This window comes from Pseudomonas sp. GD03858 (assembly GCF_029840925.1).
Classification (GTDB): domain Bacteria; phylum Pseudomonadota; class Gammaproteobacteria; order Pseudomonadales; family Pseudomonadaceae; genus Aquipseudomonas.
In genome coordinates this window covers 18491-39911 of record NZ_JAOCDM010000002.1, presented here as the reverse complement: position 1 = coordinate 39911, position 21421 = coordinate 18491, and the positions used below count along the sequence as shown (strand labels likewise).

The following is a 21421-nucleotide window of genomic DNA, read 5'->3' as shown; positions in this document are numbered from 1 at the left end:
GCCTGCCGGGTAAACTCCGGCAAGCTACCGTTCACGCCAACCGTACAAGGATTCAACGCCGTGCCGACACCTCCTGTCTCCGCGCTGGTTGCCCAGATGGGCGAAGGGCCGGCGCCGCTCTACGCCCGGGTGAAACAGATGATCATCCAGCAGATCGAGAGCGGCAACTGGCCGCCTCATCACCGGGTGCCTTCGGAGAGCGAGCTGGTCAGCGAGCTGGGCTTCAGCCGCATGACCATCAACCGCGCCTTGCGCGAACTGACCGCCGAAGGCCTGCTGGTGCGCATGCAGGGCGTCGGCACCTTCGTCGCCGAACCCAAGAGCCGCTCGGCGTTGTTCGAGGTCAACAACATCGCCGACGAGATCGCTGGCCGTGGCCACCAGCATAGCTGCCAGGTGATCACCCTGGCCGAAGAGGCGGCTGGTTCCGAGCGCGCCCTGGCCCTGGACATGCGCGAAGGCCAGCGGGTGTTCCACTCGCTGATCGTGCATTACGAGAACGGCGTGCCGGTGCAGATCGAGGACCGCTACGTCAACGCCGCCATCGCCCCGGATTACCTCAAGCAGGATTTCACCCGGCAGACGCCCTACGCCTACCTGTCGCAGGTCGCGCCGCTGACCGAGGGCGAGCACGTGGTCGAGGCCATCCTCGCCGAGCCTGAAGAATGCACGCTGTTGCAGATCGAGCGGGGCGAGCCGTGCCTGCTGATCCGCCGTCGCACCTGGTCGGGCCGCCAACCGGTAACCGCCGCGCGCCTGATCCACCCCGGTTCCCGTCATCGCTTGGAAGGAAGGTTCAGCAAATGACCCAGTTGCAGCTGTTGCGCGCCCAGGATTACCCGCGCATGCCCTGGAAAAATGGTGGGGGCTTCACTGAGGAGATCACCCGCGACGCTGGCGACAGCCTCGACGGTTTCGGCTGGCGCCTGTCGATCGCCGACATCGAGGAGTCCGGTGGTTTTTCCACCTTCGCCGGGTACCAGCGGATCATCACCGTGCTGCAGGGCGATGGCATGCGTTTGCTGGTCGATGGCCAGGCCAGTCGGCCACTGCTGCCGTTCGATGCGTTCGCCTTCAGTGGTGAAAGCCAGGTCAGCTGCAAGCTGTTGGGCGGGGCGATCCGCGATTTCAACCTGATCTATGCGCCGCAGCGGTATCGGGCGCGGTTGCAGTGGTTCGATGGCGGCAACCGGGTGTTCAGTTCGGCGGCGACGCTGTTGCTGTTTGCCGCTGGCAATCATGTCGAGGTGGGGTTGGCCGGGGAGAGTGCGCAGCAGCTTGGGCGATATGACTGCCTGCGGGTCGATGGCAACGAGGGGTTGCTGGAAATGGATGTGCAAGGGCGGTTCTGCCTGATAGAGCTCATTACACGTTGAGATAGCCGGGGCTGCTGCGCAGCCCTTTCGCGACACGAGGCCGCTCCTACACTGTCCGCGTTTGCCCTGGCTGACGCGGCCCCAGCTATTTCAGCCGCTCAGCGGAGAGGTCTAATTTTTTTGGTTGTCCATGCTTGTACATACAAGTAAAGGTGTGTTTGTATATTGACCACGACATACCCGCCCGCGGACGACCGCAGAGGACCTCTCCCGTGACTGACAACAACAAATACCGTGACGTAGAAATCCGTGCCCCGCGTGGCAACAAGCTGACCGCCAAGAGCTGGCTGACCGAAGCCCCGCTGCGCATGCTGATGAACAATCTCGACCCGCAGGTCGCCGAAAACCCGAAAGAGCTGGTGGTGTACGGCGGCATTGGCCGCGCCGCGCGCAACTGGGAGTGCTACGACAAGATCGTCGAGACCCTGACCCGCCTGGAAGACGACGAAACCCTGCTGGTGCAGTCGGGCAAGCCAGTCGGCGTGTTCAAGACCCACAGCAACGCCCCACGCGTGCTGATTGCCAACTCCAACCTGGTGCCGCACTGGGCCAACTGGGAACACTTCAACGAACTGGACGCCAAGGGCCTGGCCATGTACGGCCAGATGACCGCCGGCAGCTGGATCTACATCGGCAGCCAGGGCATCGTCCAGGGCACCTACGAAACCTTCGTCGAGGCCGGCCGCCAGCACTACAACGGCAGCCTGAAAGGCAAGTGGGTACTGACCGCGGGCCTAGGCGGCATGGGCGGCGCCCAGCCACTGGCCGCCACCCTGGCCGGTGCCTGCTCGCTGAACATCGAGTGCCAGCAGAGCCGCATCGATTTCCGCCTGGAAACCCGCTACGTCGATGAGCAGGCCAAGGACCTGGACGACGCCCTGGCGCGCATTGCCAAGTACACCGCCGAAGGCAAGGCCATCTCCATCGCCCTGCACGGCAACGCCGCCGAGATCCTGCCGGAGCTGGTCAAGCGTGGCGTACGCCCGGACATGGTCACCGACCAGACCAGCGCCCACGACCCGCTCAACGGCTACCTGCCGGCCGGCTGGACCTGGGAGCAGTACCGCGACCGCGCCCAGACCGACCCGGCTGCCGTGGTGAAAGCCGCCAAGCAGTCGATGGCCGTGCATGTCCAGGCGATGCTCGACTTCCAGAAGCAAGGCATCCCGACCTTCGACTACGGCAACAACATTCGCCAGATGGCCAAGGAAGAGGGCGTGGCCAACGCGTTCGACTTCCCGGGCTTCGTGCCGGCCTACATTCGTCCGCTGTTCTGCCGCGGCGTCGGTCCGTTCCGCTGGGCCGCGCTGTCCGGCGACGCCGAAGACATCTATAAGACCGACGCCAAGGTCAAGGAACTTATCCCGGACGACGCCCACCTGCATCGCTGGCTGGACATGGCCCGCGAGCGCATCAGCTTCCAGGGCCTGCCGGCACGTATCTGCTGGGTCGGCCTGGGCCTGCGCGCCAAGCTCGGCCTGGCCTTCAACGAAATGGTGCGCAGCGGCGAGCTGTCGGCGCCGGTCGTCATCGGCCGTGACCACCTGGACTCGGGTTCGGTGTCCAGCCCCAACCGCGAGACCGAAGCCATGCGCGACGGCTCCGACGCGGTCTCCGACTGGCCGCTGCTCAATGCCCTGCTCAACACCGCGGGCGGCGCCACCTGGGTTTCGCTGCACCACGGCGGTGGCGTGGGCATGGGCTTCTCCCAGCATTCGGGCATGGTCATCGTCTGCGATGGCACCGACGAGGCCGCCGCGCGTATCGCCCGCGTGCTGACCAACGACCCGGGGACCGGCGTCATGCGCCACGCCGATGCCGGCTACCAGATCGCCATCGACTGCGCCAAGGAGCAGGGCTTGGACCTGCCGATGATCACCGGCTGATCGCCGCGCTTTGGATCGCACCCTTCAAGGGTGATACTGAACAACAATTTAGGGGCCTGAAGGCCCCAAGCGATTGGAGTAGCGAAGTGACCGAACTGACCCTCAAGCCCGGCACCCTGACCCTGGCTCAGCTGCGCGCCATCCACGCCGCCCCGGTGCGCCTGCAACTGGATGGCAGCGCCGCGCCGGCCATCGACGCCAGCGTCGCCTGCGTCGAGCAGATCATCGCCGAAGACCGCACCGCCTATGGCATCAACACCGGTTTTGGCCTGCTGGCCTCGACCCGCATCGCCAGCCACGACCTGGAGAACCTGCAGCGCTCGCTGGTGCTGTCCCACGCCGCCGGGATCGGCGCGCCGCTGGACGACGACCTGGTACGCCTGATCATGGTGCTGAAGATCAACAGCCTCAGCCGCGGCTTCTCCGGTATCCGCCGCAAGGTCATCGACGCGCTGATCGGCCTGGTCAACGCTGAAGTCTATCCGCACATTCCGCTCAAGGGCTCGGTCGGCGCCTCCGGCGACCTGGCCCCGCTGGCGCACATGTCGCTGGTGCTGCTGGGTGAAGGCAAGGCCCGCTACAAGGGCCAGTGGCTGCCCGCGACCGAAGCCCTGGCCGTCGCCGGCCTGGAGCCGCTGACCCTGGCCGCGAAAGAGGGCTTGGCCTTGCTCAACGGCACCCAGGCCTCCACCGCCTATGCCCTGCGCGGCCTGTTCCAGGCCGAAGACCTGTACGCCGCGGCCATTGCCTGTGGCGGCCTGAGCGTGGAAGCCGCACTGGGTTCGCGTTCGCCATTCGATGCCCGGGTTCATGAAGTGCGTGGCCAGCGCGGTCAGATCGACACCGCCGCCTGCTTCCGCGACCTGCTGGGCGACTCCAGCGAAGTGTCGCTGTCGCACAAGAACTGCGACAAGGTCCAGGACCCGTACTCGCTGCGCTGCCAGCCGCAAGTCATGGGCGCCTGCCTGACCCAGATCCGTCAGGCCTCCGAGGTGCTGGGCATCGAGGCCAACGCGGTATCGGACAACCCGCTGGTGTTCGCCGCCGAAGGCGATGTGATCTCCGGTGGCAACTTCCACGCCGAGCCGGTGGCCATGGCCGCCGACAACCTCGCCCTGGCCATCGCCGAAATCGGCTCGCTGAGCGAGCGGCGCATCTCGCTGATGATGGACAAGCACATGTCCCAGCTGCCGCCGTTCCTGGTGGAGAACGGCGGGGTCAACTCCGGCTTCATGATCGCCCAGGTCACCGCCGCCGCGCTGGCCAGCGAGAACAAGGCGCTGTCGCACCCGCACAGTGTCGACAGCCTGCCGACCTCGGCCAACCAGGAAGACCACGTGTCGATGGCCCCGGCCGCTGGCAAGCGTCTGTGGGAAATGGCCGAGAACACCCGTGGCGTGCTGGCCATCGAATGGCTGGGTGCCTGCCAGGGCCTGGACCTGCGCAAGGGGCTGAAGACCTCGCTCAAGCTGGAGCAGGCGCGCCAGGCGCTGCGTCGTGAAGTGCCGCACTATGACCGCGACCGCTTCTTCGCGCCGGATATCGAGGCGGCCTCGGCGCTGCTGGCCAAAGGCACCTTGACTGGCCTGCTGCCGGCTGGGGTCCTGCCTAGCCTGTAATGCACCTGGGGGCCGCTGTGCGGCCCATCGCGGGTGAACCTGTGGGAGCGGGTTCACCCGCGATGGGCTGCGCAGCAGCCCCAATCCGATCTCACGACCAGAACAACAATAAGGACGTGACATGCAACAAGCTCAAGGTCTCAAGCGCGGGCTATCGGCCCGGCATATCCGTTTCATGGCGCTCGGTTCGGCAATCGGTACCGGGCTTTTCTACGGTTCGGCCTCGGCCATCCAGATGGCTGGTCCGGCCGTGCTGCTGGCCTACCTGATCGGCGGCGCTGCCGTGTTCATGGTCATGCGCGCCCTCGGCGAGATGGCCGTGCACAACCCGGTGGCCGGCTCCTTCGGCCATTACGCCAGCACCTACCTCGGCCCCATGGCCGGCTTCATCCTCGGCTGGACCTACGCCTTCGAGATGGTCATCGTCGCCATCGCCGACGTCACCGCCTTCGGTATCTACATGGGCTTCTGGTTCCCGGAGGTCGCCCGCTGGATCTGGGTGCTGGGCATCGTGTTCCTGATCGGCGGCCTGAACCTGTGCAACGTGCGGGTCTTCGGTGAAATGGAGTTCTGGCTGTCGCTGCTCAAGGTCGGCGCCATCGTCGCGATGATCCTGGCCGGCCTTGGCATCATGGCCTTCGGCTTCAGCCAGGTGGGCACCGGGCACGCGGTTGGGGTGAGCAACCTGTTCGACCACGGTGGTTTCATGCCCAATGGCGTCAGTGGCCTGATCGCCTCGTTCGCGGTGGTGATGTTCGCCTTCGGTGGCATCGAGATCATCGGCGTCACCGCTGGTGAGGCGAAAGACCCTCAGCGCGTCATCCCCAAGGCGATCAATGCTGTACCGCTGCGCATCCTGCTGTTCTACGTGCTCACCCTGTTCGTGCTGATGTGCCTGTACCCGTGGCCGCAGATCGGCAGCCAGGGCAGCCCGTTCGTGCAGATCTTCAGCAATCTGGGCATCGGCTCGGCTGCGGCGGTGCTCAATATCGTGGTGATCTCTGCGGCCATCTCGGCGATCAACAGCGACATCTTCGGCGCCGGCCGCATGATGTACGGCCTGGCCCAGCACGGCCAGGCGCCACGCGGCTTCGGCAAACTGTCGAAGCATGGCGTGCCGTGGATGACCGTGGTGGTGATGGGTGCGGCGCTGCTGATCGGCGTGCTGCTCAACTACCTGATCCCGGAGAACGTGTTCCTGCTGATCGCCTCGATCGCCACCTTCGCCACCGTGTGGGTGTGGCTGATGATCCTGATCACCCAGGTCGCCATGCGTCGCAGCATGAGCCGCGAGGAAGTCGCCCAGCTCAAGTTCCCGGTACCGTTCTGGCCTTATGGCCCGGCCATGGCCATTGCCTTCATGGTGTTCATCTTCGGTGTGCTCGGCTACTTCCCCGATACCCAGGCGGCCTTGATCGTCGGGGTGATCTGGGTGGTGTTCCTGGTGGCGTCCTACCTGCTGTGGTGCAAGCCACGCGCCGGTAGTGGCGAGCCGCTCCGGGAGCCTGCCGAGCTGCACCGCTGAATTAGAAAGGAGATCCTGATGAGAACCCTCTGGCAGCACTGCCACGCCGCGACCATGACCGAGGGCCGCTACTCGGCCATTGAGGATGCGGCGATCGTCACCAGCGCCGGCCTGATCGAATGGATCGGTCCCCGCGCTGACGTGCCGCCGGTCGCGGCCGACCGCATCGTCGACTTGGGCGGGGCCTGGGTCACCCCGGGGCTGATCGACTGCCACACCCACGCGGTGTTTGGCGGCAACCGCAGCGGCGAGTTCGAGCAGCGCCTGCAGGGTGTCAGCTATGCCGAGATCGCCGCCCAGGGCGGTGGCATCGCCAGCACCGTGCGGGCCACCCGCGCGGCCAGCGAGGACGAGCTGCTGGCCAGTGCTCGCCAGCGGGTGCAGGCGCTGATGCGCGATGGTGTGACCACGATCGAGATCAAGTCTGGCTACGGCCTGGACCTCGACAACGAGCGCAAGATGCTGCGCGTCGCCCGGCGCCTGGGCGAGGAGCTGCCGGTCACCGTGCGCAGCACCTGCCTGGCTGCGCACGCCTTGCCGCCGGAATACGCGGGCAGGGCGGACGACTACATCGACCATATCTGCGAGCAGATGCTCCCGGCGCTGGCCGCCGAGGGGCTGGTGGATGCGGTGGATGCCTTCTGCGAGCATCTGGCGTTCTCCCCGGCCCAGGTCGAGCGCCTGTTCATCAAGGCGCGCGAGTTGGGGCTGCCGGTCAAGCTGCATGCCGAGCAGCTGTCGTCGTTGCATGGCTCGAGCCTGGCGGCGCGCTACCAGGCGCTGTCGGCCGACCACCTGGAGTTCATGACCGAGGAAGACGCCATCGCCATGGCCGCAGCCGGTACAGTCGCCGTGCTGCTGCCAGGGGCGTTCTATTTCCTGCGCGAAACCCAGTTGCCACCGATGGACGCCCTGCGCCGACACGGCGTGAAGATCGCCCTGGCCAGCGACCTCAACCCCGGCACCTCGCCGGGTCTGTCGCTGCGCCTGATGCTGAACATGGGCTGCACCTGTTTCCGCATGACCCCCGAGCAAGCCCTGGCCGGCGTCACCGTGCATGCCGCCACGGCGCTGGGGCTGGGCGACAGCCACGGCTCGCTGGAAGTGGGCAAGGTGGCGGACTTCATCGCCTGGCAGATCGAACGCCCGGCCGACCTCAGCTACTGGCTCGGCGGCGACCTGCCCAAGCGCGTGGTGCGCCTGGGGCACGAGATATCCAACTGAACGGTGGTTTCGTGGGAGCGGGCTTGCCCCGCGATACCGGAGAAGCCGGGGCCATCCATCGCGGGGCAAGCCCGCTCCCACGACGGTCAATCAGATACGCTGTAGGAGTCATATGGACAAGGTATTGAGTTTTCACCAAGGCCGGCTGCCATTGCTGATCAGCATGCCCCACGCCGGGCTGGGTCTGACCGACAAGGTGCGTGACGGCCTGGTCGATCAGGCACGCAGCCTGCCGGACACCGACTGGCACATTCCGCGCCTGTACGACTTCGCCCGCGAGCTGGGCGCCAGTGTGGTGGCGGCGGAGTATTCGCGCTTCGTCATCGACCTGAATCGCCCGGATGACGACAAGCCGCTGTACGCCGGCGCCACCACGGGCCTGTACCCGGCGACATTGTTCGATGGCGAGCCGTTGTTCAAGGATGGCCAGGTGCCGAGCGCCGATGAGCGGGCGACGTACCTGGAAGGGATCTGGCGCCCGTACCACGACACGATTCGTCGCGAACTGGAGCGCTTGCGCACAGAGTTCGGCTATGCGCTGCTGTGGGATGCCCACTCGATCCGTGCGCACATCCCGCACCTGTTCGACGGCAAGCTGCCGGACTTCAACCTGGGCACCTTCAACGGCGCCAGTTGCGATCCGGAGCTGGCCGAGCGACTAGTGGGCGTATGCGTCGAGGCCAAGGATTACAGCCATGTGCTCAACGGCCGCTTCAAGGGCGGGCACATCACCCGCCACTACGGCGACCCGGCCAGCCATATCCATGCGATACAGCTGGAACTGGCGCAGAGCACTTATATGGAGGAAGTGGTGCCATTCGCCTACCGCGAAGACCTGGCGCAACCGACTCAAGCCGTCTTGCGCAAGCTGCTGCAAGCGCTGATCGCCTGGGGCAAGGACCGCTACGGCCGTTGACCGTCGATGGCCGGCCCGTCTGGACGGGCCGGCCTCGGACGGTATCACTCATGCCGGACGTGCAAGATGGTCAGTTCCAGGAGTAACGCCTTCTCATGCTGCTCTTTGTCGGCCTGCAGGTTCTGCTGCAGGGCCAGCTCCTCCGCCAGCGGTAGGTCGAGCTCGCTCACTGCCTGCACCCATTCACCGAAGCGCTGCTCGATTTCGCTGAAGCGGTCCTGATACTCCCCACGCAGACGGCTGGTCCAGGCGTCGATTTTCAGCAGGTATTCGAGGTATGCGTCACTGCTTTCCCTCTCCCTTACCTGCGCCAGCACATCGGCCAATTCATCGCTGTCCAGTTGAGCGGCACTGCGATGACGCAGATTGTCGCAAAGCGGTAGGTCAAGTTCGCGACCGAGGTCGTGACGGTAGGTCAAGCGCACCGATGCCCGATCTCCTGGGCGGGTACGCTGGCTGGCCAGCGTCTCAAGCTCGCCCATGCGGAAAAACTGCCGATAGCGCTGATGCAGGCTTTCCAAGGTGTCGCCTGCATCTGCCAGCACACGGTTGTTCATCATCAGCAGCTCGATGTTGTTGAACTCCTGGAGTACTCCGTCGTGGCAGGTTTGCGAGCGGGTCTTCGGATCTGGCAGGGCGGCCTCGGCGATGGCACTCATGATGGGGCGCTCGGCATCATTGGCTGCCGCTGTCACCAGCATCATGCGCACGCGCTCGCAGAACGCGGCTCGCGTGGTTGGATCTAGATACGGCGCGGCATTGCGCAAGCGACCAGCCAGGCGTAGCAGGATGTTGCCATCCTCGAGCGGTTCGAGCGTGGCCCAGGCATCGCTCAAGGCGTCGTTCTGCGCCTGGGTGCCCAGCATCCAGTCTGCGCGTGTCGGTGTGTCATCCATGGCGCCAGGTACGGGAAAGTGGTGGTGATCGAGCAGCGATCCCTCGTCCGAGGAGTCGACGAGCATCAGGTTGTCAGGCAGGTCCATGGCGAAGGAACGGCTGTGCTGGCTGTCCGAATAGGTGCGGACACGCTCGATAGTGTCTTCCGACAGCGGATTGCCGAACAGCGATACCGAGGAGATTGGCATCGGACTCTGGATGGTCTCCAGAATATGATCGGGCAGTTGCGTGATGTTGTTGTTGCTCAGGTCGAGGAACTCCAGGGGCAGCAGGCGATCGCACCAGGTCGGCCAGGCCTGCAGGCTCATGTTGCTCAGGTAGAGCGATGTCAGGTTGCTGGACAGGCTGCCTGGAGGCTGGGTGATGGCGCCGATTCGGTTTCCGGACAAGTCCAGCGACGATAGACGCGGTAGGCGACCAAAGGCTTCGAGCATGGCCTGGTCGATTTCCAGGCCCATGTTGCGAAACTCCAGGTGGGTGAGCCGTGTCAGGCGGGACAGCACTCCAGCCAGCGCGGAGGTCGGGGCAGCGTGTGCATCGATGGTCAGGCGGGTAATGTTGGGGAAGCGATCGAGCAGCTCGCCCAGCTGCGTGGCGGAGCCGCTCACGCGGGTCAGCACCAGGGATTCCAGCCGTCCGCCAAAGAAACCTGGCAGGCGCCTGGGGAAGTTTTCCAGCGCCACATCCTCGAAGCGCAGCCGCAGGTAACGCTGGCCACGCTCCTGGTTCGCCCAGAACGTGTTGATGGCCTGTTCGATACCGCGCCTGTCCTGTTGAGCCGCCTGTGTCAGTGGGGCCGAGGAGCTCGAGGCATCTCGCCAGCCGTCGAGCGCTTCCTGCAGCTGTTGCCGCTCACGCTGAGCGCGCTCGAGCTGTGCGGTGACGTCCGCTGGCACGTCGGCCCGCACCCGTGACACCGTGCCGCGCTCGTTGAGCAGCAAGCGCTGCAGGTGGTGCGCGTTGATGTCATTGCCCTCCAGCGAGAGCAGGGGGAGATTGCTCGTGGTGTCTGGCGCCTCGAACAGAAACGCGGGCAGCGACCTGAGGCTGTTGTTGCGCAGCGACACATGGGCGATCCGTCCCAGGGACGTCCTGCCAAGGCCGGTTGGCCATTGTCCCAGTTGCATGTTGTCCAGGCCCAGATAGTCCAGGGAAAAACCGTCGAAGTCAGGGCTGGTGTGCTGTGCGAAGCGATTGCCGCTCAGGTCGAGGCGTCGCAGCTGGTTCAGTCCCGCCAGTCGCCCGACATCATTGGCGGTAAGGGGAACGTTCTGGTTGGTCAGGAGCAATGTCTGCAGATTGGGCAATTGCTCGGCGATGACAGAGAGGCTGTGCTTGAAGGGCGTTGGTGTGCCCATGCGGTTGTAGGGCCGACTGACTTCCAGCTCCCGAAGTTGCGGGACCTGTTGCAGGAGACGCTGCAGCAAGCGCTCGTGCTGCGCCCAGCCAGCCAGGCTGCCCGAGGGGAGATTGAGCAGGCGCAGTCGATGGATACGCGAGGTGAAGAACGCAGGCAACGTCATTGGGACGTCGGTCAGTGGCACACCCTGGATCGACAACTCCGCCGTGTGCTCGCCATTCTCGGCCAGCGCGGTGTCGTACCAGTGCTGCATGATGGCCGTGCGCAGGGTCTCGTAGTTCTGCGCGGCTTCGTCGGAGCTGGGCGAGATCGCTTCGCTCCAGTCATCGAGCCTGCTTTGCAGCTCGCTGCGTTGTTCGAGCAAGGTCTGCAGCCGGGCGAGCACCTGGGCCTGGGTGCGGCCAGGGCTGGTGATGATCATCAGTATCTCGGCTGCCGATCGCCGGGTGTGTTCGGTCAAGCCCGTCGCGACAATGGTATCGAGCAAGGTCTGGCGGGTGATGCCCTGTTCCGTCGGCAGGCCACCGCTCAGTGGATAACCCAGGCGACCGTCGGCCAGGCGCATGGGCGAGCGATAGCCAGGGCGTACAGCTTGCATCCCCAGTACTTGCCTTGCCGTCGCGCGTGGCAGCGGGTGCTCCTGCAGCAATCGACGCAGCCCGTCCTCATCGGTGATGCCCAGTTGCGTCATGGCTTCGGGCAACGCCCGGCACAACGCGGCATGGAGGGTCGCGCTGGGCGTCAGAGCGGTGTCGGCGTTATCCACGCCAGTGACGAGATAGCCAGCCTCGACACTACTGATGATCCTGCGTAAGGAGGTGTCCGTCGGACCTATGTCGATGTGCTCGCCAGGCAAGTAACGCAGTTGCTGAAGTAGCAGCCGGGTTTCTGCAGGCCAGCCTGGCAGGCGTTCGAGGGTATGCATGAGCAGGCGCTCGCTGTCCCGGCTGCGCACGCTCTTGAGGTACAACCCTTCGTAGGCCCTGGCCAGGCGAATCCGCTGCTGGTAGACGCGAATTTCCTCGGCCAGGCGCAGGGGTACCTTGTCGGCGTCGAGCGCCTGCAGCTCGGCAGGGCTGGCCTTGTCCAGCAGTTCATCGATGACCGGTGTCGGGAGCTTCGGGTACACCCGCCGGATCACGGCGGCTCCTGGCGCCTGGCTGGCGGGCAGGCGCTCGTAGGCCCGCTCGAACTCCTTCGACAGCACGAGGTCACCCGGCAGGCGTTGTGTGGCCTGGTCCAGCTTGAAGCGTGCAATCGTGTCCTGAAGCACGGCCGGTAACCGTTCGTTCTCCGTGAGCGTGCGCCGCAGCGCGTCCTCCTCGATACCGCTGACCTGCAGCATGTGGCGGGCGGTGTCGGTGCCGAGGTGGGTGGTCGAGAGGTCCATGCGCTGCAACAGCTTGTCGCGTGTCCATTGCATGGGATTCTCGCGCGGCAGCAGCCAGGCGCCGGCGCCATTGTGGCGCACGGCGGGGCGTGCTGCTGAGGCTTTGGTCGGATGAATGAGGCGGAACTGGGCGCTCGGCGTCGCCTGCTCGACCCGGTACTGGGCGCCCTGGATCACCAGCCAGCGCTGGCCCTGGTGGTCGCGCAGGCCGTTTTCATCCGGCTCGAGGGTCTCGGGCAGCGACTGGTCGGAGTGATAGCGCGTCAGGTCAGGTTTCCACAGACGAACCTGGCCGTCGGGCATCTCGACATCCTCCAGCTCCTCGATGAAGGACGGTGTCTCCACGGTGGGCCGCTCTGCCTCTGCCTCTGCCTCTGGCTGTTGCGCGTCGTCAATGGCCTCGGTCCCGCCGTTGCCACGCACAATCTTGGCGACGCCGGCCATCGCCGCCATGAGCGCGATGTTCTCGGCCACGTCCACCAGGTACTTGCAGGCCAGGTCCTGCTCGTCGTTCTGCCAGCTCTCGAAGCCTTCGTAGACTTCGTACGCCAGCTGCATGACACACACGGCGAGCATCGCCTCGCCCAGGCCTGGCACGAAGAAGCCGGCGATGTTGAGGGCCGTGAGCACGCGTGTGGCGATCAACGCATGGTGCGCCTTGGCGCTCTGCAGGTCGACGACGTGTGTCGGCACTGCGTGGAAGATGGCGTCTTTCTCGTGGCGCTCGACCTTTTGGAACGCCATTGTGCCGAGAAACGAGTAGCCAAAGGGGGGTGCCACCGGAGCCAGGCCGGCGGATGGCGCCGATACGCGTTCGCGCAGGCCTCGACGGCTCCACCCCAGAGGGGTGAGGCGATCGGCAAGCCTGCTGCTGAACGATGCCTTGTCGCGCTCGGCGACATGCTTGTCCAGATAATGGATGTTCGCCCGCAGCCGGTCGCGCAAGTCGTCTTGCAAATCCTGCTGGGAGGCAAATGCCTTGATCGGCGTTTCGCTGTCGTCGGGCGTGTACAGCGCCACGGTCTTGCACGCTTGCTCCTGCAGGGTCACGAGCGCGATACCGACCAGTTCCACTTCCCAGAGCGAGAGCAGACTGAACTCGACGGTACCGCTGGTGGCAGCTGAATCTTCCTGATCCAGCGCGGTGGCGAGAGCGGCATCGTAAAAGGGCTGGTCTATGTCACCTTTGAGTCGGGCGAAGTGCAGGGCTTGCCGGAATGCCGATTCCTCGGCCCGACCAAGGGTCTGGTAGACCGCCAACGCTGTCGCATCCTCGGGCTTGCCCGATTCGTCTGTGGGGTAATAGATGCTGTGGAGCCTGTCGTGATACTGGCCGCCGATATCCAGTGTGCGGCACAGATCGGCGAAAGCCTCTGGGTCAAGGTTCAGGGCATTGCCGATCGGAACGGTCCCCATGAACCGGCGATGATCGAGGATGACCGACCGCTTCAGCGGGGCCACGGCGGCGTCCATGCCGCCAGCCTCGGTGGCTGCGGCATCGAAGTTGTGCAGGGCGCTTTGCAGCAGGGAGCGGGTTGCCCGGTCGACAGCCTGGCGAGCGTCGATGGCGGTCGAGGCGTCGATCAGGCGGGCGTCCACAAGATAGGTCGCATCCACATCGAGCGTGAGGCCGAAACGCTTGGTCACGGCTTCGCTCAACTGCTGCCTGGCGAATGTCGCGAGGTCTGGAAGTTGCTCGAACAACTTCGCGACCTGCGCCTGGCGCTCGCGCAGTTTGGCGTGCTCTTCGCTCCAGGCCTTGGCGATGCTGGGCTTTTCCTGGATTGCCGTTTCCAGCCAGGCCGGTGGCCGTGGCCGCTCGCGCATGGCCGTGCGAAGCTCCGGTGAGGCGGTTTTCAACCACTGGGGCAGCTGGCGTTCGACAGTGCTGTAATGAATGCTGCGGCGCGGATGAGAGGTGTCGTTCGGGGTGGTCATCAAGTAGTCCGTCATGATCAATGGGACACGGACTATGAGGGGGGCTTGGTGGCGTGGTGGGGTAGATAGGTCTGCCAGGCGCCGGGTACGCCTGGCCCGGGGCGAGGCCGGTCGAGCACGATGGTTGCCATGGATGCATGCTCAAAGCGCAATTCGGGTTTATGATGCCAGGCGGCAGATTAAAACCTCACACGGAGTGCGCAATGCAGACCCTGTACCCGCAGATCAAACCTTACGCCCGACACGATCTGGCCGTGGAAGCGCCGCATGTGCTGTATGTCGATGAAAGCGGCTCGCCGGAAGGTCTGCCCGTGGTGTTCATCCATGGTGGCCCGGGCGCTGGCTGCGATGCCCAGAGCCGCTGCTACTTCGACCCGAACCTCTACCGCATCATCACCTTCGACCAGCGCGGATGCGGTCGTTCCACGCCCCATGCGAGTCTGGAGAACAACACCACCTGGCACCTGGTCGAGGACCTGGAGCGCATTCGCGAGCACTTGGGTATAGACAAGTGGGTACTGTTCGGCGGCTCATGGGGATCGACCCTGGCCCTGGCCTATGCCCAGACCCACCCCGAGCGCGTGCATGGCCTGATCCTGCGCGGCATCTTCCTGTGCCGCCCGCAGGAGATCAGCTGGTTCTACCAGGAGGGCGCCAGCCGCCTGTTCCCCGACTACTGGCAGGACTACATCGCGCCGATCCCGCCGGAAGAGCGCGGCGACCTGGTCGCGGCTTTCCACAAGCGCCTGACCGGCAACGACCAGATCGCCCAGATGCATGCCGCCAAGGCCTGGTCGACCTGGGAAGGCCGTACCGCCACCCTGCGCCCGAACCCGCTGGTGGTCGACCGCTTCTCCGAGCCGCAGCGCGCGCTGTCGATCGCCCGCATCGAATGCCACTATTTCACCAACAACGCATTCCTCGAGCCGGACCAGCTGATCCGCGACATGCCGAAGATCGCCCACCTGCCGGCGGTGATCGTGCATGGCCGCTACGACGTGATCTGTCCGCTGGACAACGCCTGGGAGCTGCACCAGGCCTGGCCGAACAGCGAGCTTAAAGTCATTCGCGATGCCGGCCACGCCGCTTCCGAGCCTGGCATCACCGATGCCCTGGTGCGAGCCGCCGATCAGATGGCCCGACGCCTGCTCGACCTGCCCCTGGAAGAAGCATGAAGGGGCTGATCCAGCGCGTGCGTGGCGCCCGGGTGGAAGTGGCGGGGGAGATCGTCGGTGCCATCGACCAGGGTTTGCTGGCGCTGGTGGCGGTCGAGCCTGAAGATTCCCCCGAACATGCCGACAAGCTGTTGCACAAACTGCTGAACTACCGGGTGTTCAGCGACGAGCAGGGCAAGATGAACCGTTCGCTCAAGGATGTCGGCGGCGGCCTGCTGCTGGTGTCGCAGTTCACCCTGGCCGCCGATACCCGCAACGGCATGCGCCCGAGCTTTTCGACGGCGGCGCCGCCGGCACTCGGCGCCGAGCTTTTCGACTATCTTTTGCGCCAGGCACAGGGACAGCACCCGGTCGTGGCCAGTGGTCGCTTCGGCGCTGACATGCAGGTGCATTTGGTCAATGATGGCCCGGTAACATTTATGTTACAAATATGAGGTCAAAAAACCCTTTGTTTGTCGAAAACAAGGGGTTTTGTACGATAAATAGTTTGTTCAGCCTGATGCGTTGTAACGCGACCTGCTGGATAATCGCGCGCTGCATGAACCTGCGTTCGCAGGTTCGTTTCACTTTGACTCGAGCATTGTCTGGATCCGTTTGGGGAATCATTAGGCCCTCACGGGGTCCGAACAGTGCTCGCCAACCCGGCATTGGTCGCTGGCCGTTGGTTTCATGATCTGTTTTCGGCGAGGATTGCTCGTGATTGTAAGCCCCTGTATTGCACCAAGAATCCCCGGCAATCGGTTGCGCAAGGCCATGCTGGCCGGCGTGGCGATGGTTGGCCTGCTGAGCGCGGGCCAGCTGTGGGCATTCAATCTGGACGATGTTGCAGCCAAGGCAAAGGATCTGGCCGGTCAGAAATTCGAGGCACCGAAGAGCAACCTGCCGCCGGTGTTCCGCGACATGAAGTACGCCGACTACCAGAAGATCCGCTTCATCCAGGAAAAGGCCGAGTGGGCCAAGGACAAGACGCCGTTCAAGCTGTCCTTCTACCACCAGGGCATGCACTTCGACACGCCGGTGAAAATCAACGAGGTCACCGCCAGCACGGTCGAGGAAATCAAGTACGACCCGAGCCGCTTCGAGTTCGGCGACGTGCCGCATGACGCCGATGCCACCAAGGATCTGGGCTACGCCGGTTTCCGCGTGCTCTATCCGATCAACAAGGCGAACAAGCAGGACGAGATCATGACCCTGCTTGGCGCCAGCTACTTCCGCGTGGTCGGCAAGGGCCACCGCTATGGTCTGTCGGCCCGTGGCCTGGCCATCGACACCGCGCTGCCGTCCGGCGAGGAGTTCCCGCGCTTCCGTGAGTTCTGGATCGAGAAGCCCAAGCCCAACGACAAGCACCTGGTGATCTACGCGCTGCTGGATTCGCCGCGTTCCACCGGCGCCTACAAGCTGACCCTGCGTCCGGGCGATGACACCCTGGTCGATGTGAAGTCGCGCGTGTACCTGCGCGATCAGGTCAGCCGCCTGGGCATCGCACCGCTGACCAGCATGTACCTGTTCGGCCCCAACCAGCCGTCGAAGGTCATGAACTACCGTCCGGCCCTGCACGATTCCGAGGGTCTGTCGATCCACGCTGGCAACGGCGAATGGCTGTGGCGTCCGCTGAACAACCCGAAACACCTGGCCGTCAGTAACTTCAGCGTCGAGAACCCGCGTGGCTTCGGCCTGCTGCAGCGCCAGCGCGCCTTCAGCGACTACGAAGACCTCGACGACGAATACGAAAAGCGCCCGAGCACCTGGATCGAGCCCAAAGGCGACTGGGGCAAGGGCACCGTCGACCTGGTCGAGATCCCGACCGCCGACGAGACCAACGACAACATCGTGGCTTTCTGGAGCCCGGAGAAGCTGCCTGAGCCAGGCAAGCCGTTCGAGTACGACTACCGCCTGCGCTGGACCATCAAGGAAGACCAGCTGCACTCGCCGGATCTGGGCTGGGTCAAGCAGACCCTGCGCTCCACCGGTGACGTCAAGCAGTCCAACCTGATCCGCCAGGCGGATGGCACCGTTGCCTTCCTGGTCGACTTCGTCGGCCCGAACCTGGCCAGCCTGCCGGCCGACACCGCCGTGCGCAGCCAGGTGAGCGTTGGCGACAACGCCGAGCTGGTCGAGAACAACCTGCGTTATAACCCTGAGACCAAGGGCTGGCGCCTGACCCTGCGCCTGAAGGTGCAGGATCCGAAGAAGTCGACCGAGATGCGCGCCGCGCTGCTGCGCGACGTGCCGGTCGAGCAGCCCAAGCCGGCCAAGGACGCCAAGCAGGACAAGGCCGCGGCCAAGCATGCTCACGCCAAGGCCGAGAAGGCCAAGGCCGAGGCAGCCGCCGAGCAACCCGCCGCCGACGCGGCATCCACCAACGGGACCCCGGCCACCACCGAGAAAGTGCTGACCGAGACCTGGAGCTATCAGTTGCCTGCCGATGAGTAACTCAAGCGCAAGGCCGGAATCGCTTGGCGAGTACCTGGCCCACCTTCCCCTGAACGACGAGCAGCGCGCGGAACTCGCCCGCTGCGCCTCGTTCAGCGAACTGCACCAACGCCTGGCGGCCCAACCGGCCGCCGGCACCGCCGAGGCCGCCCAGGCTTCGGTGGGCTCGCGCCTTACCGTCGGCAGCGCCGCCGAGCTCGAGGAGGCCGAGATGCTCGGCGTCGATGCCGGTGGCCGGCTGTGCCTGAAGATCGCGCCGCCGATCAAGCGCACCAAGGTCGTGCCCGAGCCCTGGCGCACCAACATCCTGATTCGCATGTGGCGGCGCATGACCGGCCGCACCAATGCCCCGCAGCCGCCCAAGCGCGAGCTGCCGCCGGCGCGCTGGCGCACGGTCGGCTCGATCCGCCGCTATATCCTGCTGACCCTGATGATCGGCCAGACACTCGTCGCCGGCTGGTACATGAAGGGCATCCTGCCGTACCAGGGCTGGTCGTTCGTCGACCTCGACGAAATCCTCAACCAGCCGCTCTGGGACACCGTGGTGCAGGTCTGGCCCTATGCCTTGCAGACCTCCATCCTGATCCTCTTCGGCATCCTGTTCTGCTGGGTGTCGGCGGGCTTCTGGACCGCGCTGATGGGCTTCCTCGAGCTGCTCACCGGGCGCGACAAATACCGTATTTCCGGCAGCAGCGCCGGCAATGAGCCGATCGCCGCCGATGCCCGCACCGCGCTGGTGATGCCGATCTGCAACGAAGACGTGCCACGGGTGTTCGCCGGCCTGCGCGCGACCTTCGAGTCGGTGGCCGCCAGCGGCAACCTCGACCGCTTCGATTTCTTCGTGCTCAGCGACACCAACGACACCGACATCGCCGTCGCCGAGCAACAGGCCTGGCTCGACGTATGCCGCGAGACCAAGGGCTTCGGCCGCATCTTCTACCGCCGCCGTCGGCGCCGGGTGAAGCGCAAGAGCGGCAACCTCGACGACTTCTGCCGGCGCTGGGGCGGCGACTACAAGTACATGGTCGTGCTCGACGCCGACAGCGTGATGAGCGGCGAATGCCTGAGCAGCCTGGTGCGCCTGATGGAGGCCAATCCGGACGCCGGCATCATCCAGACCGGGCCGAAAGCCTCGGGCATGGACACCCTGTACGCGCGCATGCAGCAGTTCGCCACCCGTGTGTACGGCCCGCTGTTCACTGCCGGCCTGCACTTCTGGCAGCTCGGTGAGTCGCACTATTGGGGCCATAACGCGATCATTCGCATGAAGCCGTTCATCGAGCATTGCGCCCTGGCGCCGTTGCCGGGCAAGGGCGCTTTCGCCGGTGCGATCCTTTCCCACGACTTCGTCGAAGCCGCGCTGATGCGCCGTGCCGGCTGGGGCGTGTGGATCGCCTACGACCTGCCGGGCAGCTACGAAGAGCTGCCGCCGAACCTGCTCGACGAGCTCAAGCGCGACCGCCGCTGGTGCCACGGCAACCTGATGAACTTCCGCCTGTTCCTGGTCAAGGGCATGCACCCGGTACACCGCGCGGTGTTCCTCACCGGGGTGATGTCGTACCTGTCGGCGCCGCTGTGGTTCCTGTTCCTGGTGCTGTCGACCGCGCTGCTGGCGACCAATACCCTGATGGAGCCGCAATACTTCATCGAGCCGTTCCAGCTCTATCCGCTGTGGCCACAATGGCATCCGGAGAAGGCCATCGCGCTGTTCTCCACCACCATCGTGCTGCTGTTCCTGCCCAAGCTGCTCAGCGTCATCCTGATCTGGGCCAAGGGCGCGATCGAGTTCGGCGGGCGGATCAAGGTCACCCTGTCGATGCTGCTGGAGATGCTGTTCTCCATGCTGCTGGCACCGGTGCGCATGATCTTCCACACCCGCTTCGTACTGGCGGCGTTCCTCGGCTGGGCGGCGACCTGGAACTCGCCGCAGCGTGACGACGACTCCACCCCGTGGAGCGAAGCGGTGCGCCGTCATGGTCCGCAGACCCTGCTGGGCATCGCCTGGGCCGCGCTGGTCGCCTGGTTGAACCCGAGCTTCCTGTGGTGGCTGGCACCGATCGTCGGTTCGCTGGTGCTGTCGATCCCGGTGTCGGTGATCTCCAGCCGCACGCGCCTGGGCCTGGCGGCCAAGGACGAGAAACTGTTCCTCATCCCCGAGGAGTACGCGACGCCGCAGGAGCTGCTGGCGACCGACCAGTACACCCACGAGAACCGCTGGCATGCCATGCACGACGGTTTCGTCCGTGCCGTGGTCGACCCGCGCCAGAACGCCCTGGCCTGCGCCATGGCCACGGCGCGGCATGGCCAGGCCGCGCCGATCGAGGCGCTGCGCGCCGAGCGCGTGGCCAAGGCACTTGAAGTCGGTCCGCAAGGCCTGGACCTGAGCACCCGCCTGGCGCTGCTCAGCGACCCGGTGGCGCTGTCGCGTCTGCACGAGCAGGTGTGGGCCGGGCACAACACGGCGTGGATCGATGTGTGGCGGGCGTCCATCGCCAACGATCCGCACTCGCCGCTGCTGCCGCTGCATCCGGAAAACGTGGCCCAGCCAGCCCTGGCTTGAGCCCGTTGCTCCGATAATCGCGGGGCCAGCCCGCTCCCACGCCCTGTCAGCGGTGCGTGGGAGCGGGCTGGCCCCGCGATGCTTTCTGGTCGATTTTGGCCAACAAAGTCCCCCCCGGCTCTAGGTCCCAGGCCACGCATGCGTTAGCATCCCACCCGACATTACGCATCGGTCTGTCAGGCCGTGCTTACAAGAAAAATCTGCGTACTTCTTGCTAGGGGACTTGGTGATGATGAAGAAATTCCTGTCGCGACTGCTGGTCGGCGCGACCGCCCTGATCGCGGTGACCGCCGCCCAGGCCGGCGCCATCGATGATGCGGTCAAGCGCGGCACTCTGCGTGTGGGCATGGACCCGACCTACATGCCGTTCGAAATGACCAACAAGCGCGGCGAGATCATCGGCTTCGAAGTCGACATCCTCAAAGCCATGGCCAAGGCCATGGGCGTCAAGCTGGAAATGGTCTCCACCGCCTATGACGGCATTATCCCGGCCCTGATGACCGACAAGTTCGACTTCATCGGCAGCGGCATGACCCTGACCCAGGAGCGCAACCTGCGCCTGAACTTCAGCGAACCCTTCATCGTCGTTGGCCAGACCCTGCTGATCCGCAAGGAGCTGGCGGGTGAAATCAAGTCGTACAAGGACCTGAACAACGAGAAGTACCGCCTCACCTCCAAGCTCGGCACCACTGGCGAGATGGTCGCGAAGAAGCTGATCGGCAAGGCCAAGTACCACGGCTACGACAACGAGCAGGAAGGCGTGATGGACGTGGTCAACGGCAAGGCCGATGCCTTCGTCTATGACTCGCCGTACAACGTGGTGGCGGTGGAGAAGGCCGGTGCCGGCAAGCTGGTGTTCCTGGAAGAGCCCTTCACCTACGAGCCGCTGGCCTTCGGCCTGAAGAAAGGCGACTACGACAGCATCAACTTCATCAACAACTTCCTGCACCAGATCAAGCATGACGGGACCTACGATCGTATTCACGACAAGTGGTTCAAGAGCAAGGACTGGCTGAAGGAAATGGAATAAGCGGCAGCTTCAAGCCGCAAGCTGCAAGCGACAAGACGTAGCAGGCCGCAGTGAGGCCCGCTTCTTCTTGCCGCTTGTGGCTTGCGGCTTGT

At 64.8% G+C, this 21421-nt stretch carries 13 protein-coding genes; 12 read left to right on the top strand and 1 reads right to left on the bottom strand.

The window, feature by feature from the left end; all coding sequences use genetic code 11:
- Nucleotides 1–96: 96 nt before the first annotated feature.
- The 7 genes from hutC to hutG all read left to right on the top strand — a co-directional run bounded on the left by hutC (nt 97) and on the right by hutG (nt 8546).
- A complete protein-coding gene (gene hutC / locus N5D48_RS01205; RefSeq protein ID WP_279880364.1) occupies nt 97–807 on the top strand; it encodes a histidine utilization repressor in 711 nt (236 codons plus the stop codon).
- Entirely contained in the window at nt 804–1376 is a 573-nt protein-coding gene (locus N5D48_RS01200; protein WP_279880200.1) for a HutD family protein, read from the top strand. Before hutC ends, N5D48_RS01200 begins: the two co-directional genes overlap by 4 nt.
- Before the next feature lie 212 nt (nt 1377–1588).
- Nucleotides 1589–3262 carry a urocanate hydratase gene (hutU, locus tag N5D48_RS01195; protein ID WP_166885829.1) on the top strand — a complete coding sequence of 558 codons (1674 nt, stop codon included), beginning with the start codon at nt 1589–1591 and terminating at the stop codon, nt 3260–3262.
- A gap of 86 nt (nt 3263–3348) precedes the next feature.
- Nucleotides 3349–4881 carry a histidine ammonia-lyase gene (gene hutH, locus N5D48_RS01190; RefSeq protein ID WP_279880197.1) on the top strand — a complete coding sequence of 511 codons (1533 nt, stop codon included), beginning with the start codon at nt 3349–3351 and terminating at the stop codon, nt 4879–4881.
- A 121-nt stretch (nt 4882–5002) separates the two neighbouring features.
- The gene (locus N5D48_RS01185; RefSeq protein WP_279880195.1) at nt 5003–6406 is read left to right on the top strand and encodes an amino acid permease; all 1404 of its coding nucleotides are present in this window, start codon (nt 5003–5005) and stop codon (nt 6404–6406) included.
- A gap of 18 nt (nt 6407–6424) precedes the next feature.
- Nucleotides 6425–7630 (top strand): imidazolonepropionase, encoded by a 1206-nt coding sequence (gene hutI, locus N5D48_RS01180; protein ID WP_279880193.1) that lies wholly within the window; start codon nt 6425–6427, stop codon nt 7628–7630.
- A gap of 112 nt (nt 7631–7742) precedes the next feature.
- The gene (gene hutG / locus N5D48_RS01175; RefSeq protein WP_279880191.1) at nt 7743–8546 is read left to right on the top strand and encodes an N-formylglutamate deformylase; all 804 of its coding nucleotides are present in this window, start codon (nt 7743–7745) and stop codon (nt 8544–8546) included.
- A gap of 44 nt (nt 8547–8590) precedes the next feature.
- Here hutG and N5D48_RS01170 read toward each other — a convergent pair whose 3' ends face one another.
- Nucleotides 8591–14131, bottom strand: a complete 5541-nt coding sequence (locus tag N5D48_RS01170) for a DUF6543 domain-containing protein (protein ID WP_279880189.1) — start codon at nt 14129–14131, stop codon at nt 8591–8593.
- A gap of 203 nt (nt 14132–14334) precedes the next feature.
- Here N5D48_RS01170 and pip point away from each other — a divergent pair, with 203 nt between their 5' ends.
- The 5 genes from pip to N5D48_RS01145 all read left to right on the top strand — a co-directional run bounded on the left by pip (nt 14335) and on the right by N5D48_RS01145 (nt 21329).
- Nucleotides 14335–15306: a prolyl aminopeptidase gene (pip, locus tag N5D48_RS01165; RefSeq protein WP_279880187.1), complete on the top strand. Its 972-nt coding sequence runs from the start codon at nt 14335–14337 to the stop codon at nt 15304–15306.
- Nucleotides 15303–15740, top strand: coding sequence for a D-aminoacyl-tRNA deacylase (gene dtd, locus N5D48_RS01160; protein WP_062362635.1), 438 nt, complete (start codon nt 15303–15305; stop codon nt 15738–15740). Before pip ends, dtd begins: the two co-directional genes overlap by 4 nt.
- 262 nt (nt 15741–16002) lie before the next feature.
- A complete protein-coding gene (locus N5D48_RS01155) occupies nt 16003–17739 on the top strand; it encodes a glucan biosynthesis protein G (RefSeq protein ID WP_279880184.1) in 1737 nt (578 codons plus the stop codon).
- Nucleotides 17732–20299, top strand: a complete 2568-nt coding sequence (gene mdoH, locus N5D48_RS01150; protein ID WP_279880182.1) for a glucans biosynthesis glucosyltransferase MdoH — start codon at nt 17732–17734, stop codon at nt 20297–20299. The genes N5D48_RS01155 and mdoH overlap by 8 nt, the downstream gene beginning before the upstream one ends.
- Before the next feature lie 232 nt (nt 20300–20531).
- Nucleotides 20532–21329, top strand: a complete 798-nt coding sequence (locus N5D48_RS01145; RefSeq protein WP_279880362.1) for a transporter substrate-binding domain-containing protein — start codon at nt 20532–20534, stop codon at nt 21327–21329.
- The last annotated feature ends 92 nt before the right edge of the window (nt 21330–21421 follow it).